The sequence below is a fragment of the Hyphomicrobiales bacterium genome, assembly GCA_039973685.1.
GTDB lineage: Bacteria > Pseudomonadota > Alphaproteobacteria > Rhizobiales > JACESI01 > JACESI01.
On the sequence record JBDWKL010000013.1, the window covers coordinates 55228 to 71375 of the forward strand.

15 protein-coding genes are annotated in these 16148 nt (G+C 48.6%); 5 read left to right on the forward strand and 10 right to left on the reverse strand.

The features are described from left to right. The first annotated feature begins 206 nt into the window (after nucleotides 1-206). Together ABJO30_03505 and ABJO30_03510 are read left to right on the forward strand one after the other, a co-directional pair. Nucleotides 207-1859 carry a BCCT family transporter gene (locus ABJO30_03505; GenBank protein ID MEP3231877.1) on the forward strand — a complete coding sequence of 551 codons (1653 nt, stop codon included), beginning with the start codon at nucleotides 207-209 and terminating at the stop codon, nucleotides 1857-1859. 101 nt (nucleotides 1860-1960) lie between these two features. Next, nucleotides 1961-2302: a zinc ribbon domain-containing protein YjdM gene (locus ABJO30_03510; GenBank protein MEP3231878.1), complete on the forward strand. Its 342-nt coding sequence runs from the start codon at nucleotides 1961-1963 to the stop codon at nucleotides 2300-2302. Nucleotides 2303-2452: 150 nt separating this feature from the next. Here the strand turns inward: ABJO30_03510 and ABJO30_03515 are convergent, their stop codons facing one another. From ABJO30_03515 to ABJO30_03525, 3 genes are all read right to left on the reverse strand, one after another. Continuing rightward, nucleotides 2453-3676, reverse strand: coding sequence for a helix-turn-helix domain-containing protein (locus ABJO30_03515; GenBank protein MEP3231879.1), 1224 nt, complete (start codon nucleotides 3674-3676; stop codon nucleotides 2453-2455). Continuing rightward, on the reverse strand, nucleotides 3664-3984 hold the full coding sequence (locus ABJO30_03520) for a type II toxin-antitoxin system HigB family toxin (GenBank protein MEP3231880.1): 321 nt from the start codon (nucleotides 3982-3984) through the stop codon (nucleotides 3664-3666). Before ABJO30_03520 ends, ABJO30_03515 begins: the two co-directional genes overlap by 13 nt. Nucleotides 3985-4179: 195 nt before the next feature. Beyond that, entirely contained in the window at nucleotides 4180-4578 is a 399-nt protein-coding gene (locus ABJO30_03525; GenBank protein MEP3231881.1) for a DM13 domain-containing protein, read from the reverse strand. Between the two features lie 148 nt (nucleotides 4579-4726). On the opposite strand from ABJO30_03525, the gene ABJO30_03530 reads away from it, so the two are divergent. Continuing rightward, nucleotides 4727-5308: a TetR/AcrR family transcriptional regulator gene (locus ABJO30_03530; protein MEP3231882.1), complete on the forward strand. Its 582-nt coding sequence runs from the start codon at nucleotides 4727-4729 to the stop codon at nucleotides 5306-5308. Nucleotides 5309-5444: 136 nt separating this feature from the next. Here the strand turns inward: ABJO30_03530 and ABJO30_03535 are convergent, their stop codons facing one another. Then, complete coding sequence (locus ABJO30_03535) at nucleotides 5445-5813, reverse strand: hypothetical protein (protein MEP3231883.1); 369 nt, start codon at nucleotides 5811-5813, stop codon at nucleotides 5445-5447. Between the two features lie 98 nt (nucleotides 5814-5911). Beyond that, entirely contained in the window at nucleotides 5912-6883 is a 972-nt protein-coding gene (locus ABJO30_03540; GenBank protein MEP3231884.1) for an AraC family transcriptional regulator, read from the reverse strand. A 136-nt stretch (nucleotides 6884-7019) separates the two neighbouring features. On the opposite strand from ABJO30_03540, the gene ABJO30_03545 reads away from it, so the two are divergent. Together ABJO30_03545 and ABJO30_03550 are read left to right on the forward strand one after the other, a co-directional pair. After that, entirely contained in the window at nucleotides 7020-7544 is a 525-nt protein-coding gene (locus tag ABJO30_03545) for a DUF4142 domain-containing protein (protein MEP3231885.1), read from the forward strand. Beyond that, nucleotides 7544-7891, forward strand: coding sequence for a cupredoxin domain-containing protein (locus ABJO30_03550; protein MEP3231886.1), 348 nt, complete (start codon nucleotides 7544-7546; stop codon nucleotides 7889-7891). Before ABJO30_03545 ends, ABJO30_03550 begins: the two co-directional genes overlap by 1 nt. 13 nt (nucleotides 7892-7904) lie before the next feature. Here the strand turns inward: ABJO30_03550 and mutS are convergent, their stop codons facing one another. The 5 genes from mutS to gshB all read right to left on the reverse strand — a co-directional run. After that, complete coding sequence (mutS, locus tag ABJO30_03555) at nucleotides 7905-10559, reverse strand: DNA mismatch repair protein MutS (GenBank protein MEP3231887.1); 2655 nt, start codon at nucleotides 10557-10559, stop codon at nucleotides 7905-7907. A 159-nt stretch (nucleotides 10560-10718) separates the two neighbouring features. Then, entirely contained in the window at nucleotides 10719-11624 is a 906-nt protein-coding gene (locus tag ABJO30_03560) for a GNAT family N-acyltransferase (GenBank protein MEP3231888.1), read from the reverse strand. An 83-nt stretch (nucleotides 11625-11707) separates the two neighbouring features. Further along, nucleotides 11708-13627: an ATP-binding protein gene (locus ABJO30_03565; protein MEP3231889.1), complete on the reverse strand. Its 1920-nt coding sequence runs from the start codon at nucleotides 13625-13627 to the stop codon at nucleotides 11708-11710. 69 nt (nucleotides 13628-13696) lie between these two features. Continuing rightward, entirely contained in the window at nucleotides 13697-15238 is a 1542-nt protein-coding gene (locus ABJO30_03570; protein ID MEP3231890.1) for a YifB family Mg chelatase-like AAA ATPase, read from the reverse strand. 103 nt (nucleotides 15239-15341) lie between these two features. Next, nucleotides 15342-16148: glutathione synthase (gshB, locus tag ABJO30_03575; protein ID MEP3231891.1), on the reverse strand; the 807-nt coding region annotated here is incomplete at its 5' end.

Consider the following 16148-nt stretch of genomic DNA (forward strand, 5'->3'; position numbering starts at 1 on the left):
ATTCTTTTTCTTGCGTGTCGTTTTCTTCTGGTCGAACCAGAATTTAGATTTGATCGTTCAAATGCTTACTTAAGGTAAGGAAAAATATCCCTTCCCAAGCATTCAATACTCCACTAAGGTTTTACTACTTTTGTCGTATACTCGGCAAAAATCGACGTAGGATTTGGGACCTACAGATAAAATAAAACTGCTTGGGGAGAGCAAGAATGGCCATCAAACCACCTTTACGAAGCCTACCAATAGATACTGCAGAAAGCGGTTTTTATGCGGGTTTCAATCAAATTGTCACCGTCGGATCGAAGATCTTGATTGGCGTTTTAATTCTTTGGGCTGCGGTGTGGTCCGAACAGGCCGGTAACGTGCTGAAAAGCATCCGCTCGGCTGTCGATGCGAATACGGGCTCTTGGTATATGTATGTGATGACCTTTTACATCCTCGTATGCCTTGCCTTGGCTCTATGGCCTGCAACGGGCAAGCTGAAGCTTGGTAAGCCAGAAGACAAGCCGGAATTTTCCAGCTTCTCGTGGTTCTCAATGATGTTTGGTGCTGGTATCGGCATTGGCATGTTGACCTACGCGACAGGCGAACCGCTTTTCCATTTTGGAACCAACCCAGAAGTTATTCAGGGCATCACGGAAGGCAGCGCAGAAAACAACGTGCGTTCGGCTTATAAGTGGTCGTTCCTACACTGGGGTTTTTCAGCATGGGGCTGTTATGCAATCGTCGGTCTTTCACTTGCCTTTTTCGCATACTCACGCGGCTTACCACTAACCATCCGTTCTGGTCTTGTGCCTTTGTTCGGCAAATCTTTGTCTGGGCCTTTGGGGCACGTCATTGATATCGTTTCAGTGATCGCCACAATTCTGGGTGTGTCTGTAACAATTGGTTATGGTGTCTCGCAATTTGCGTCAGGCATGTTCAATATCACAGGGGCAACATGGATGATGGATGCTGAAGGTTCACCAACCGTCTCAGCGATGTTGTTTGCTTTGATTGTTGTGATGGTCGCCTCCACATTGTCTGCGCTTTCGGGCGTTGGTAAGGGCATTAAATGGTTGTCCAATATCAACATGGGCTTGTCGTTCTTCATCTTAGCTTTCTTCCTTGTTTTCGGTTCTACCTTCTTTGGCTTGAAAGCATTGGTTGTTGGTATGTGGGATTACATCCTTGCTCTACCGTCCATGTCTGTGACCGTGTGGTCAGGTGATGGCGATGCGGAAAGCGTGGCGAGCAAACTTGCTGGATGGCAAGGTGGCTGGACAATCTTCTATTGGGCTTGGTGGGTAGCATTTGCACCATTCGTTGGCCTGTTCCTTGCCCGCATATCCAAAGGCCGTACGGTTCGCGAATATGTTCTTGGCGCCATGATTGTTCCATCGGTGATGTGTTTTGTCTGGTTTGCCATTGTTGGCGGAACAGCCATTGACCTAACCCTCAACGGCGGCGCTGGTGATGCGATTACGGGTGCTGGTTTATCGTCGCAACTCTTCGCGATGATCAACTTCATGCTGTCGCCTTCATTGGCAACGATCATGTCCATCATCATTGTTATCTTGTTGTTGACCTATCTCGTCACATCAGCTGACTCGGCGGTCTTGATTATCAATACAATCGCTGCCGCAGGTGATGCGCGCCAGAAGCCAAAAGTACATATCATCTTTTGGGGTGCAGCCCTCACCACGGTGATTGGGGTGCTGTTGGTTGCTGGTGGCCTTAGCGCCATCAACACGGCGATGATCATCGCAGCCTTACCGTTCTCTGCGGTTATGGCGTTGATGGGTATCGCATTGTTTAAAGCGCTCATCCGCGACGGTATGCGCGAGAAAGAAGGCATGGCGGCAGAACAGCCTGCTGAGTAAATTTAAACCAAAACAACATTCAAACCTCCGGTGCTTGCATCGGGGGTTTTTCTTTTAAAACATGGATGGCGTCACACGATGAGGAACGCTATAGCTTGACCATGACAGATACATTACCCCCTTGCCCCGCCTGCGCCAGTGTCTACACCTACCAAATGGACGCCCTACTGGTGTGCCCCGAATGCGCCCACGAATGGTCCGCCAACGAAAGCGAAGACACCGCCCCCGTCATACGAGACAGCGTCGGCAACACGCTGCAAGACGGCGACACGGTGACGGTGATTAAAGACCTGAAGGTTAAGGGTTCATCGTCTGTTGTGAAAGTGGGCACGAAGGTCCGAGGCATCCGACTGGTGGAGGGTGACCACGACATTGATTGCAAAATATCGGGCATCGGACAGATGGGGCTGAAGTCTCAGTTTGTTAAGAAGGTTGGTGGGTGATAACTCTGAGTACCGATCTACAAATACTAATTAATAAAACCGTCTTCTTTGAGTCTCGCTAACGCAGCGGTTACAACAGGCTCGGAATAGCTCTGATCATTCGCTCAATTACACATCTAACCGACATCTTTTGGATTGTTTCTAAATCTCTCAATGCGCTGCGCAATTTAATCTTTTAGCCACTTCACCATGCCCCACAAGGCCTGTAAAATGCGTATACCTCTGTGTCAAAAGTCTTACTTGTCCTGCAATAATTGCTTCATGAACATCAGCTCTTTTAGCGTAGGATAGCACTTTCGCCTTTGATATATTTCCAGCTACACGACGTAACTCTTCAAATATATCATCTGGCACTAAAGCTTTTCTAGCTAAGGTATCTGCCTCTTTTTCCATGACAGGGTCATTCCCAAAAGCGCCAGTTTGGCGCTCAATTTCATCTAGAATAACACCCTCATCAGCTAAATGACGCTCGACGTGAACACACTCATGCAAAAGAGTGAACCAAAAGTTGTCAAGCCTGTCATACCGTACACTAATTGCAATCGCAGGCTTTCCACTTGGCAAACTAAAACAAGCACCATCGATGTATGTTTTTTTTAAACATGGTACATAAACAGCCGTTATCCCTACCTGATTTAACTTGCTAAATGCTCTCTTAGGTCCGTCAGAATATAAACTTATCTTGGCCAATTCACGCCGAAAACAATGATCAACTGCTTCGGGGTCGAATGGATGCTCGCTTTCAGCATTTATCGCTTCCCCTCTTGCCTTCATAAGCCAAGCATTTACTGATTGAGGATTCGGCTCCTTTTCATCCACACCCCTAAACTTTACACCCGCGAATTGTGGAGTATCAACTTTTGCCGCGACCATCAGATTACGTATGCATGATTCTAGTTCATCTTTCTTCGGCATCACGTCACCAAGCCAACCAAGTTTGAACATCTCCGAGACAGGAAAAGACTTCCAACTGACATTTGGACAAACCTCTGGAAGCTCCGCATTTATTTTACCCAATAGCACCTCAGCAGGAATATTGAGATATTCACGAAGCGCTCGCATCATATCGAGTGATGGCTTTCTTTTACCATTTAAAACCTCGGAAATTCGGGACTTGGGGAAACCAATCATCTCAGCTAACTGAGTTTGTTTGATTTCAAGTTGATCCATTCGAAATTCAATTGCTTCGACACAGGTTGGAAGTTGAACAGGAAACTGTTCACTTTCATATTTCTCAACAAGAATTGCGAGGACTTCCAAGTCGCTAACTTGTTCATCAGAAAGCTCATCGAATGACATCAAAAGGTCGATTTGCTTCATAGCGAATCCATGGCCTGCTGCATCTTTAATAGGTCTGATATCTATTTTTTCCATGCGACTTCTCCTACATCAATTTTATCGTACTCTGTGTGGGTTCCGATAAATTCGATCTTGATGACTTCAGCTTGGTAATTAATCCTAGCCACTAGTCGAAAGTGATTACCTTTAATCTTAAATACGGTCACTCCATTACCTTTCCCTATGGGTCTGGCATTTGGATATTGGCCTCTTAATTCGCTTGGACTTCTCCACGCTGCTGCCTTCATTTCTTTATGCCAAGCACGAAGAGCGCCAGAAGCTTCTTGTCCACGTTTATGCTTAGTAATAAAGCCCTCTATCCTCTCTACTGAGATAACCTTCATTACATCGCTACCTATATGGTAATTTTTAGATTGTTACCAATATGGTAATTTTCATAAGATACATAGTATATAGCGAAATGGCAAGATATTTCTATAAAAAGGAACTATCGCGCCCGGATTCACACACCCCCCAACCCACAAAAAAACCGCGCCAGCATCGCCAGCGCGGTTTTCATTTTTTAAAGTTTCTAAAGCTTACTTAAGAGATGCAACGCCCAATGGTACGCCGAACTTTCTGCACCAGATGTAAACTTCGTTGAAGTCATCAACATTTACAGCTGCTGGTACGATGTAAACTTGAACGCCTGTTAGGTGACCAAGGTTGCCGAGGTCTGTTGCAGCAACGTATGTACCGTCTTTACCAAGGCCAACGCGTGGGTCTGGAGCGCCGTCTAGGCTGAAATCTGAATCAAGGATAACCACTGCGCCACCGTTGGCTGTTTTGACGATTTGAACGCCGCCAGTTGTGATGTGGTCGCTTGCGCCAGTGAATGTGCCTTGTGTTTTCGCGCCGCCAGCGTTTGCTGACATTGCGCCGAATGCGATCATTACTGCAGCAAAGATGCCCAGTGTTTTTGCGATGAGGTTAGTCATATCGTTTCTCTCTATGTTAAGGGCCCCGAGAGGTCCGTTGAATGTTTCGATGATCCATATCTAGCATTCGGAACCGAATGGTTCCAATCACAAGCCTGTGATTAGGTACTATTTGGTACCAAATTAAATTCATGCTATTGGCTCGCTCATGGCTAGACCTCGCGAATTTGATACGGACATTGCGCTTGAAAAAGCGATGGGTGTTTTTTGGGAACACGGCTACGCCGATGCGTCCTTGCCCAACCTGTTAAAAGGCATGAACCTGACGCGGGGCAGTTTGTATAAGGCGTTCACCGATAAGAAGACGCTGTTTTTAAAAGTGCTCAGCACCTATGACGAACAAGCCGTGAGCCAAGCCGTTGCTCTTTTGACCGACCCTGACCAAGATGGATGGGTGCGAATTTTCACCATATTCGATATGATCTCAGAGGCCGTTGAAGCGGGCGACCATCGCGGCTGTCTGCTTTGTTCTGCGATCGCGGGGCCTGCGTCCTATGATCAAGAAATCGAAGCTTTCGCAACGAAGTCTCTCGACCGTATGCTTTTTGCTTTTGAAGACGCGCTAAAATCTGTTGTGCCTGAGAGCGACACCAATGCATTAGCCAACTTGCTGGTCACGCAATATGTCGGCCTGCGGGTTATGTCGCGGGCGAACGGCTCTAAGTGCAAAATTCAAAACAGTGTCATCGCGCTTAAAAACATGGCGAAGCAGTTCGGTTCCAAACACTAATTCATTATCGTGGTTGGCTTTAGTCGCCTCATCAGGCGCGCTGCATCTAAGCCCGCAAACCTATGTGCGTGTGCATTCGGTTTCTTTTCAAATAAAAGGGCTGCACTCAATGCAGCCCCTAACGTTTGAATAAATCTTACATCGCGTCCATTTGCGGATTAGATTTGTGCATACCCACGACGAGCAGAACTGTTAGGCCGAAGACGACATAGTACCAAAACTCAAGGCCAGCAAATCCAAAAAGGAAAGGTGCCACAACAAAAGTAGCGCCGACGATGCCGTCAACCGTGAGGTGGAATTTATAAGGAAGAACTTTGAAAACACCCAGATGATGATCTGTCAAAACCGTAAGCAAGAAAGCGGCGATGCCTGTGGCAAATGACAACCAAAATGCCATAGGGTTGGTTTCGCCAAGACCGAGCGCAAACGGCATAACAATCAAGGTTATTGCAACAGGATAATCGAGATAAGCGTGAATTTCTTTAGTAATAAAGCGTGGGAGCATAGGATTTCCTTTTCAAAAACTGAGACACCAAATGCGGCATCAGTGAAGAAAGGATAGTGGTGGCGTTTCTTTCAAACCATGATCACTAGTTCAAAAAACTATGCAGATCGTTCGAGATTTTGAACTAACGAAGAACTGATCTCTTTGCGAAAACTGGCGGGTGTCATGCCGGTTTCTTTTTTGAAAACCCGCGTAAAAGCTGAATCTGAGGCATAGCCAGCGTTTTCTGCCGCATCCGAAAGGCTCTTTGACGGATCAGCAAGGCATTCCTTGGCAATCTCCATTCGCCATGACGAGACATATTGCATGGGCGGCATGGCAAGCTTCTTTTGGAACTGCACCGCGAAGCTTGTTCGCGACATGCCTGCTCGCTTCGCCAATGTATCAACAGTCCATGGCGCATTGGGCGCTTTGTGAAAAGCATCTAGCGCTTTGCAAAGATGCTGATCAGAAAAACCATTTAAACCCCATTGGGACGATTCATCACTTTCAAGGAATGACCGAATTGCCTGCGCGAGAATAGCTTCCGACATCTTCAAGGCGATCAAATCACCACCGAGACGATGACCGCCAGTTTCATCACCGATGACGCGTAAAGTCGCTTCCATCCAACGCCCCGCGTCTTCTCCATAATTTTTGAGATGGATCAAAGGTGGCAATCGCTCGATCAAAATATGCTGTGCGTGTTTCTTAAACGAGAAATGCCCGCATATAAGCTGCGTGTCATTATCATCTTCGCCACCGCCATGCACCAAGACACCCGTTCCATCAAATCCAGATTCTTCCAACACGGTATCAAGCGGCAAAATGGCGTCTTTAGGAGTAGACGCACAATAAAGGCTGTGGGCAGCACCATGCGGAATGATGATCAAATCGCCCTGCGCCAAGCTAACCGGCTTTTCAGCTCCCTCCACTGAAACCAGACAACTGCCACGGTGGACGAAGTGAAAACGCGCAACATCTTCAAAGTCAGGTACAGCAATCCCCCACGGCGTCGTAAACGACGTACGGAAGTAGAGCGTGCCCTGCACGGAGAGTTTTGTGAGAATATCACTGAGTAGATCAAGCATGAACCTAAATTACAGTACCATGCAGCTTTGTACAGTGCCTTGAACGATCTGCACTAAATTTCGCATGATCTGATATATCTGACCTGTCTCTTCCGGTTGTATCCAAGAATGATAGAAACCCAAACTGGAGGAAATTATGAAAAAACTACTCGCTGGACTTGCCGTTGTTGGCCTGTTTTTCACAACACCAACGTTCGCCAATGACCCTGCTGCATTGAGCGATGTTGAAATTGCACACGTTGCTTACACAGCCGACGTTCTTGATATTCGTTATGCTCATTTGGCTCTCGCAAAATCGACAAACTCAGAAATCCACAAATTCGCCAAGACAATGATCCGCGATCATGAAGCCATCAATGAGCAGGCTTTGGCTCTACTGGAGAAACTGGGCGCGAGCGCGAAAGACAATTTCCTAAGCCAAAAACTAAACCAAGATGGTGAAGCACTCATCGCCAAGTTTAGCGCACTTAGCGGATCTGAGTTTGATGTTGCCTACGCTGAAAACGAGCTCGCATACCACAAGGCGGTCATCGACCTTGTTGGCAATGTGTTTATTCCAAACATCGACAATGCCGAAGTTAAAGCACTGTTCGAAGAAGGCTTGAAAATTTTCATAGCGCACGAAACTCATGCTGAGATGATGGTCAAGGCTTTGAAATAATGGGTTTGAAACTCAAACGCAGACAAGTTTTGGTTGGGGCGGCGGCGTATGCCGGTGCCCTCACCATTTTCCAAAAAAGCAGCCTTGCCGAAACTCCTAAGATACATGAGGTAAGGATAAAGGCTTTTCAATTTGAACCGATGCACATTTCGGTCAAACAAGGCGATACCATTAAGTGGACCAACGAAGATATAGCCCCCCATACGGCCACAGCGAACGAAGGCGGTTGGGATACAGGTGAAATTGTCAAAGGGGATAGCGGCTCGATTATCGTGACGAAAGAAATGGAAACAGATTATTTCTGTGCGTTCCACCCCCACATGAAGGGCACGATTGAAATTACGTGAAATTCTGAAAGCGCTAGTCCTTCGACTGCGCCTCTTTCTTCAATGCATAAAGCGCTTCCAGCGCCTCACGCGGGCTGAGGTCATCAGGATTGATGGTCGCAAGCGTCTCGCGCAGAACATCGGCCTTTGGTTCAACGCTCACCGTTGGCTTAACAGCCGACACACTAAAGAGTGGCAAATCATCAATCAAGGCTGCGGGGTTCTGCCTATCAGAAGCTTCTAACTGGCTCAGCACATCTTTTGCCCGCGCAACAACCGCACTTGGCAGCCCTGCCAGTTTTGCCACTTGAATACCGTAGGAACGATCAGCAGCGCCTGCGACGATCTCGTGCAAGAACACCACATCGCCCTTCCATTCTGAGACCTTCACCGTCGCATTAGATAGTCGCGCTAACTGCTCTGAGAGTGCTGTCAGTTCATGATAATGAGTTGCAAATAGTGCGCGGGAACAATTGATCTCGTGCAAATGCTCAATCGCGGCCCATGCAATTGAAAGCCCATCAAAGGTTGCTGTGCCACGTCCAATCTCATCGAGAATAACAAGCGAACGCGGTCCCGCCTGATTGAGAATAGCGGCAGTTTCAACCATCTCAACCATGAAGGTTGAACGACCACGCGCCAAATCATCGGCGGCACCGACGCGTGAGAACAGGCGGTCCACCACGCCGATATGGGCATTGCTTGCTGGCACATAAAGCCCCGCTTGCGCCATAATCGCGACCAAAGCATTTTGTCTCAAGAAGGTCGATTTACCCGCCATATTCGGGCCTGTAATCAGCCAGATCAAACCGTGGTCCGCGTTATTTTTTCCACCTGATAACGTGCAATCATTGGCGACGAATGGGTCGCTCAAGGCTTTGGCAAGCGCTTGCTCTACAACAGGGTGACGTGCGCCTTCGAGTTTGAAAGTTAGGCTTTGATCGACTTTAGGGCGTGAATATTTCCAGCGCTCGGCAAGCTCCGCGCTGGCACTTGCCACATCAAGGCTTGCCAATACGCTGGCCGTTTTCTTGATGATGTCGGTAGCTTCAATGATTGCATCTTCGAGCTTATCAAAAATCGCAAGTTCCATACCGAGCGTGCGTTCTGCTGCATTGACGATGCTGGTTTGAAGCTCTGACAGTTCAGCCGTTGTAAAGCGTACAGCATTGGCCAGCGTTTGGCGATGAATGAAGGTTTCGTTCAAAGGCTCTTTCAACAAGCGGTCGCCGTGTTGAGCTGTTACTTCGATGAAATAACCAAGCACATTATTATGCTTCACCTTCAGCGCTTTTACGTCAGTAAGCTCTGCATATTTGGCCTGTAAGTTTGCCACCACCTGACGGCTCTCATCCCGCAGGCGGCGGGTTTCATCGAGCGCCTCATCATATCCGCTTTCAACAAAACCACCGTCGCGTTTTAACAAAGGTAGCTCTTCTTTAAGCGCCGATTTCAAAAGCCCAATCAGGCCAGTTGGGGCGTCCGCTAAAATTTCTAGATTGGCTGCAATTGATCCCGCATGACCTTCGTCGCCACCGATCAAACTATAAAGCGCACGCGCTGCCTCAAGCCCGCTACCAATAGCTGCCATATCGCGCGGGCCACCACGAGAAAGAGTTAGCCGCGCAAGACAGCGCATCATATCAGGTGCTTTTTTGAGATGATCACGCACGTCTTCACGCAATGACCGCCGCTCCAAAAACCATTGGATCGCATCCAAGCGATCATTGATGACGGCCACATCCATTGAGGGGCTGGCAAGGCGGTCTGCCAGAAGTCGTGCACCGCCGCCTGTGACCGTGAAATCTATGGTTGATAACAACGCGCCTTTTTTCTCACCAGAAAGCGTTTTGGTAAGCTCAAGGTTTGCCCGCGTTGCCGGATCAATCAACATGAACCCTTGCGGCTCTTCACGCAGCGGCGCGCTAAGTGCGGGCTTCTCACCGATCTGAGTTTTCTCGATATAGGAAAGGATGGCGCTGGCTGCTGCTTTTTCTACCCGCGAAAAGGTGCCGAAAGCATCAAGGGATGATACATTATAAAATCGTGTCAGTCGCTCATCCGCCGTTGAAGATGCAAAGAACGCTGCAGGCTGATGTACCACCGCACCGCCAACTTCATCGAGTAGTGTGCGAAGGTTCGCATCTTCAAAAAGCGCATCGCTGACAATCAGCTCTTTCGGGTCAACGCGAGCGATGTCTGTTTCTAGCCGTGAAAGTTCGGTTTCTGTCACACGGAATTCACTGGTTGAAAGGTCAACCCAAGCCAATGCAAAAGCGCCCTCTTCGCTTCCTTTTACACGCGCAAGTGCTGCCAGATAATTACTACTTCCCGCTTCAAGCAGCGTTTCTTCGGTCAAGGTGCCAGGCGTTACAAGGCGCACCACGTCCCGCTTCACGACCGCCTTATGACCACGCTTTTTTGCTTCTGCTGGATTTTCAAGCTGCTCGCAAACCGCCACGCGAAAACCAAGCTTGATCAGCCGTTGTAGATAATCATCTGAGGCATGAACTGGCACGCCGCACATGGGAATATCAGCACCATCATGCTTGCCGCGCTTAGTGAGTGTTATGCCTAAAGCACGCGAGGCTTGTTCCGCGTCTTCAAAAAACAGCTCATAAAAATCACCCATTCGGTAAAACAACAAACTATCTGGGTTGGCCGTTTTAATCTCGATATACTGCGCCATCATGGGTGTCAGACCAGCAGCAGGTGCAGGTGCTTTTTCCACGGGCTCAGAATTTGGGGTGGTTATCGCGTTCATAAGCGGCACGCTATCAGAGCAGCGTGCCAAGATCACCACTGCGACTTTAAGAGTCTGCTACTTTCCATAGATAATTGTGGAGACTTATGCCGCGTGCCGTCCAGCATCCTCACCGTAGTAGGTGATGTAACGCGGATTTATGTTTTCAATCGGCAAAACAATCAACACATCCGTGGTGCCAAAGTGATGATCCACCACCGCGCCATCTCCAATATAAGCACCAAGGCGCAAATACCCTTTGATCAAAGGCGGCAATTTTCCAAGCGCTTTTCTGGGCGAGTGATCGCCATCATTTCCCATATCAACATAAAGGTCATCATGGGCACGCACCTTCCACAGGTCTGGCGCTTCATTTGCGGCTTTCAAAACTGATAGCTGATCCGCCATGTCCTCTGGATTCGTACCAACAAGCGATGCGCAACCGAACATAACATCGACTTTATGATGCAAGGTATAAGCCCAAATACCATGCCAAAGCAGCTCAACAGTGCGCTTGGTGCGGTATTTTTCTAAAACGCAGGAACGACCAAGTTCTAAGAATTTTTTAGCGGGATGGCGGGCAATCAAAGCATCAATGTTATATTCGCCTTGGGTGTAAAACCCGCCATTTTGGGCAGCGATCTCTTGTCGTAATAAACGATAAGTCCCAACAATTTCACCACCCTTGCGACCAGATGCCATATCAACCACGATGAGGTGATCGCAAATTCTGTCAAACTTATCCTGATCAAGCTTGCGAGCTTTGCGTGCTCCTTCAGCCCGCGCAGACATCTCTTCATAAAAGACGTTGTAACGCAATTTTTGGGCTGTTTTCAGTTCGGCTTTGGTCGTGATCAAACGCACTTCTAAAGAACCTATGCGACCAAGCACCGGTTCAAGGCCTGCAAGATTAAACTTGCGGGGGAAACGGCTTAACTGAGCAAGAGTTTTCACAAAACCAAACCTATTGCGCAAGCGCGCTGGTTTTATGTGGTCAAACATCATTGTCATTTTGGAAAAGCCCTAGGTCAATTTGCATGGACAATAGCAGCACTGCCCATACAAGAACACAAGCCAGCGAAAGTTTTAAACTCTTATGACACTTTGCAATCATTGTGCTGAGAATCGAGATCAGCATTTTGCCATGCAAAGGCAACTTCTGTTTGTAGCGCCTGCATGTCGATTGGCTTTGTCAAAATGGCATCAACGCCCGCGTTAAGCGCTGCATCCCGCGCTTCATCTGTCGCATCGGCTGTCAGCATGATGATCTTAACCGCACCATTGCCATCAACGGCCTCACTTTCCCTGATTTTTTGTGTCGCCGTGATGCCGTCCATGCCAGGCATATGTAGATCCATCAAAATCAATTCATAACTATGACCAGATGGCGTTTGAATGAGCGCATCATCGCCACTTTCAACCGTTTTAACGATACACCCTTCGCGCTCTAGGAGAGCACGGGAAAGCATTGCATTAATTGGATTGTCTTCCACGAGAAGGACATGGAAGCCCTTTCCAATTTTCACCTTGCTCTTTGACAACTTGGATTTGTCGTCAGCGGGATCAGAAACGAAGATTGCTTTTTTATTCGCTTTCTTGCCCAACAAATCCCCAACCACACGCTTGAAAGACGAACGACGGACGGGCGTTGCAAGATAAGCTGCAAAACCAGCTGCTTTGATCTCATCCAGTTTTGTGCGGCCTTTGATGCCAACAAGCACGGCGGCGGGCGGAAGGTCGGGTGTCGCCTCTTTCAAACTCGCCATTGTTGCATCGGGTTCGTCGATTAGTGCCGCATCCATGATCAAGAGACTAAACGTTTCTCCCGCCATTTCCGATGCAGCAAGCTTTCCTTTTAAATCATCAAGTGATCTAGAGCGGACCACATAAGCTCCTTGATCTAGGAGCTGATTGCTAAGGGTCTCATGTTGAGATTCGTTATTACCTGCCAATAAAACCATTTGGCCTTTAAGTTCTTGAACCTGATCTTGTACTTTTGGCAATTCAACGGGGATGACAAAGGTAAAAGTCGACCCTTGGCCCTTAGCACTTTCAACCGTGAGCGTTCCACCGCATGCCTCGATGATACGACTTGATATCGTGAGACCCAATCCTGTTCCGCCGAAAGCGCGGGCGCTGCCTTCATCTGCCTGACCAAACTCGCTGAAAATGTGCTTTTGTTCGTCTTCGCCAATACCGATGCCCGTATCTTTAACGGAGACTTTTAAAGCGGAAACGCCTTTATCAAGCACACGTCGTGCCTCGATTAAAATGCCACCTTGTTCTGTGAATTTGATGGCGTTACCCAACAGATTAAACAAAACCTGTTTCAGGCGGTCTCCATCAAGCTCCATCACCTCAGGCAATTGTGGGTCACAATAAGTCGCAATGGATATTTGTTTTTCTTGTGCGCGAGGCGCCAAAAGCTCTGCACTTTCTTCCAGTAGATCGCCAAGATTGATGTCGCTTGGCAACAGATCCAATCGTCCTGCTTCGATTTTTGAATAGTCGAGAATGTCATTGATGAGATTTAAGAGCGCTTTACCAGATTTATCGACGGCTTCGTTATAGGCATGCTGCTCTGAACTAAGTTCCGTTTCAGCAAGCAATCCGCTCATGCCCAAAATGCCATTTAGCGGCGTTCTAATCTCGTGACTAACAGTTGCCAGAAACCGCGATTTGGCGCGGTTAGCATGTTCGATGCGCGCTAGCTTTTCATCTTGACCTACTTGCTGCCAAAGGTGGTCTTGAGATTTTTCCAATTCAGCCGATAAATCATGGATGCGTTTTTGAAAACGGTCACGTTCACCCCATTTTACCTTGGCATAGAAAAACAGCACCAGTATTGGCAGGATAGCTGACGCAAGCAAAAGGATTGCGGAATTGTCGACACCACCGCTGAACGTGACAACCAATAACACAAACGGCAAAAGGATTGAGATTGCCAGAAGGCCAAGCAATCTATCGCTTTGTAGCTTGGTGGATGGGCTATCAGTTTTACGGTTCAAATTCATGGGTGCGATTATCGCTCATGAAGGTTTCCATTTTATTGCGCAATACTGGAGATTGCGTTTTTTTCGACCTCAAGCAGCCAAAGCGCTGGAAGCACTGATTGCACGATACGAAATCGCTTCTGCAATATGCAAACGGGCGACATTTTCGCTCTGCTCTAAATCCGCCAGCGTGCGCGCGACCTTCAAGATACGGTGATAGGCCCTCGCAGAAAGGGTCAACTTTTCTGCCGCCATCTTCAACATAGCGCGGGCAGGATCATCAAGCTCGATGATTTTCTCAATCATGGCGGGACTAGTGGTGGCATTGGTGAGCGATTTACCCACCATCTGCGGATCAAGCTTTGCAGCGCGGGCTGCCTGCATCGCCCGTGCGTTTGCAACACGTTCAGCAACCACAGCACTCTTTTCGGCTGTGCCTGGTTCCAACAAATCGAGAGCAGACACGGCCGGCACCTCAAGGCGGATATCAATGCGGTCTAGGAACGGACCAGAAATACGCCCTTGATAATCTGACACACAACGCGGACCGCGCCTGCATGTATGGCCCGGTTCACCAGCCATACCGCACCGACAAGGGTTCATGGCCGCGATCAATTGGAAGCGAGAGGGATAACTCACGCGGTGATTGGCGCGAGCAATAATAGTTTCTCCTGATTCAAGCGGTTGGCGCAAACTATCCAGCACTTGCGGCGAGAATTCTGGCAACTCATCAAGGAACAACACACCATTATGAGCGAGTGCCGCCTCCCCTGGTTTCGCCCGCATGCCGCCACCCACCATCGCCGCCATTGAGGCGGAATGATGCGGGGTTCGAAACGGCCTTGCATCGGACAAGTGACCATTTTCAAGCTCGCCAGCAATCGACGCAATCATCGAAACGTCCAACAATTCTTGAGGTGCCAGTGGCGGCAATATGGTTGGCAACCGACTTGCAAGCATCGATTTACCAGCGCCTGGCGGACCAATCAGTAAAAGATTATGACCACCAGCAGCCGCTACTTCCAGCGCCCGCTTTGCTGTTTCTTGTCCTTTGATGTCAGCAAGATCAATGCCCGTTGTCATACGGTCAGCCATGCCGGCCTTCGGGCGCGTCATCACCTGCGACCCATTAATATGATTGCTAATTTGGATCAAGCTTTCGGGTGCCAAAACATCCATATCTTCGCCCGCCCAAGCAGCCTCCGCACCGCTTTTCTTAGGGCATAGCAACCCACGCCCTTGCTTGTTTGCTGCCATCGCTGCTGGCAATACGCCAGAGACAGCTTCCGTCTTGCCATCAAGCGACAATTCACCCAGCACGAAATAATCATCCATCGCATCAGAAGGCAAAGCGCCCATGGCCATCATAACGCCGAGCGCAATGGGCAAATCAAAATGACTGCCTTCTTTGGGAAGGTCTGCGGGTGCTAAATTGATGATGACGCGTTTGGCTGGAAGCGACAGGCCAGTTGCTGCAAGGGCGGATTTCACCCGCTCGCGGCTCTCCCCCACGGCTTTGTCCGGCAGGCCCACAATCGTGAAAGCCGGAAGCCCCGGCATGAGCTGCACCTGCACATCAACAGGCGTTGCCTCGATACCCTGAAAAGCCACCGTCGTTACATGCGCCACCATTGCCCACCACCCTTAACGTATTTATTGTTAAAAACAAGAACACAAAGGGAACAGATAAGCAAGTTGCTTGATAAATAATTTGAATTTATTGATAAAACCAGAATTAACTGCGCTTTTTCTCCACAACATCCCAGAATAAAGCGGCAATATCAGCACCACCGAACTTTTTCACTTCACGCACGCCCGTAGGTGAGGTCACATTAATCTCGGTCATCACATCACCGATGACATCAATGCCTACAAGCACAAACCCGCGCTTTTTGAGTTCTGGTCCAATGCGGGCGCAAATTTCAAGTTCGCGCTCTGTCATATCCGTTTTTAAGGCTTTACCGCCTACGTGCATGTTGGAACGAGCATCACCTTCAGCAGGTACACGGTTGATTGCGCCAACAGGTTCACCGTCGATCAAGATAATACGCTTGTCACCTGCGCGCACATCTGGGAGATATTGCTGGATCACGTATGGCTCTGGGTAGAGGCTATCGAACATCTCCAATAGCGAAGATAGGTTTTGATCTTCTTTCGTCACCCGAAACACACCCGCGCCGCCATTGCCATAAAGCGGCTTCACGATGATGTCGCCAAACTCTTCGCGGAAAGCGTTGATGTCGTCTGTATTGCGAGAAATCAGCGTTGGCGGCATGAGGTCTGGATATTCTGTGACGAAGATTTTCTCAGGTGCATTGCGCACTTCGGCAGGATAATTAAGCACCAAAGTATCTGGATGGATACGTTCCAAGATATGTGTCGCTGTAATGTAGCCCATGTGAAACGGCGGGTCTTGGCGCATTAAGATCACGTCCATCGTGGAAAGATCCGTATGCACCTTTTCACCAAGGGTATAATGATCACCTTCAACATCTTGAACGGTAACAGGCTCTAAACCCGCGAACACTTTGCCATCGCGCAT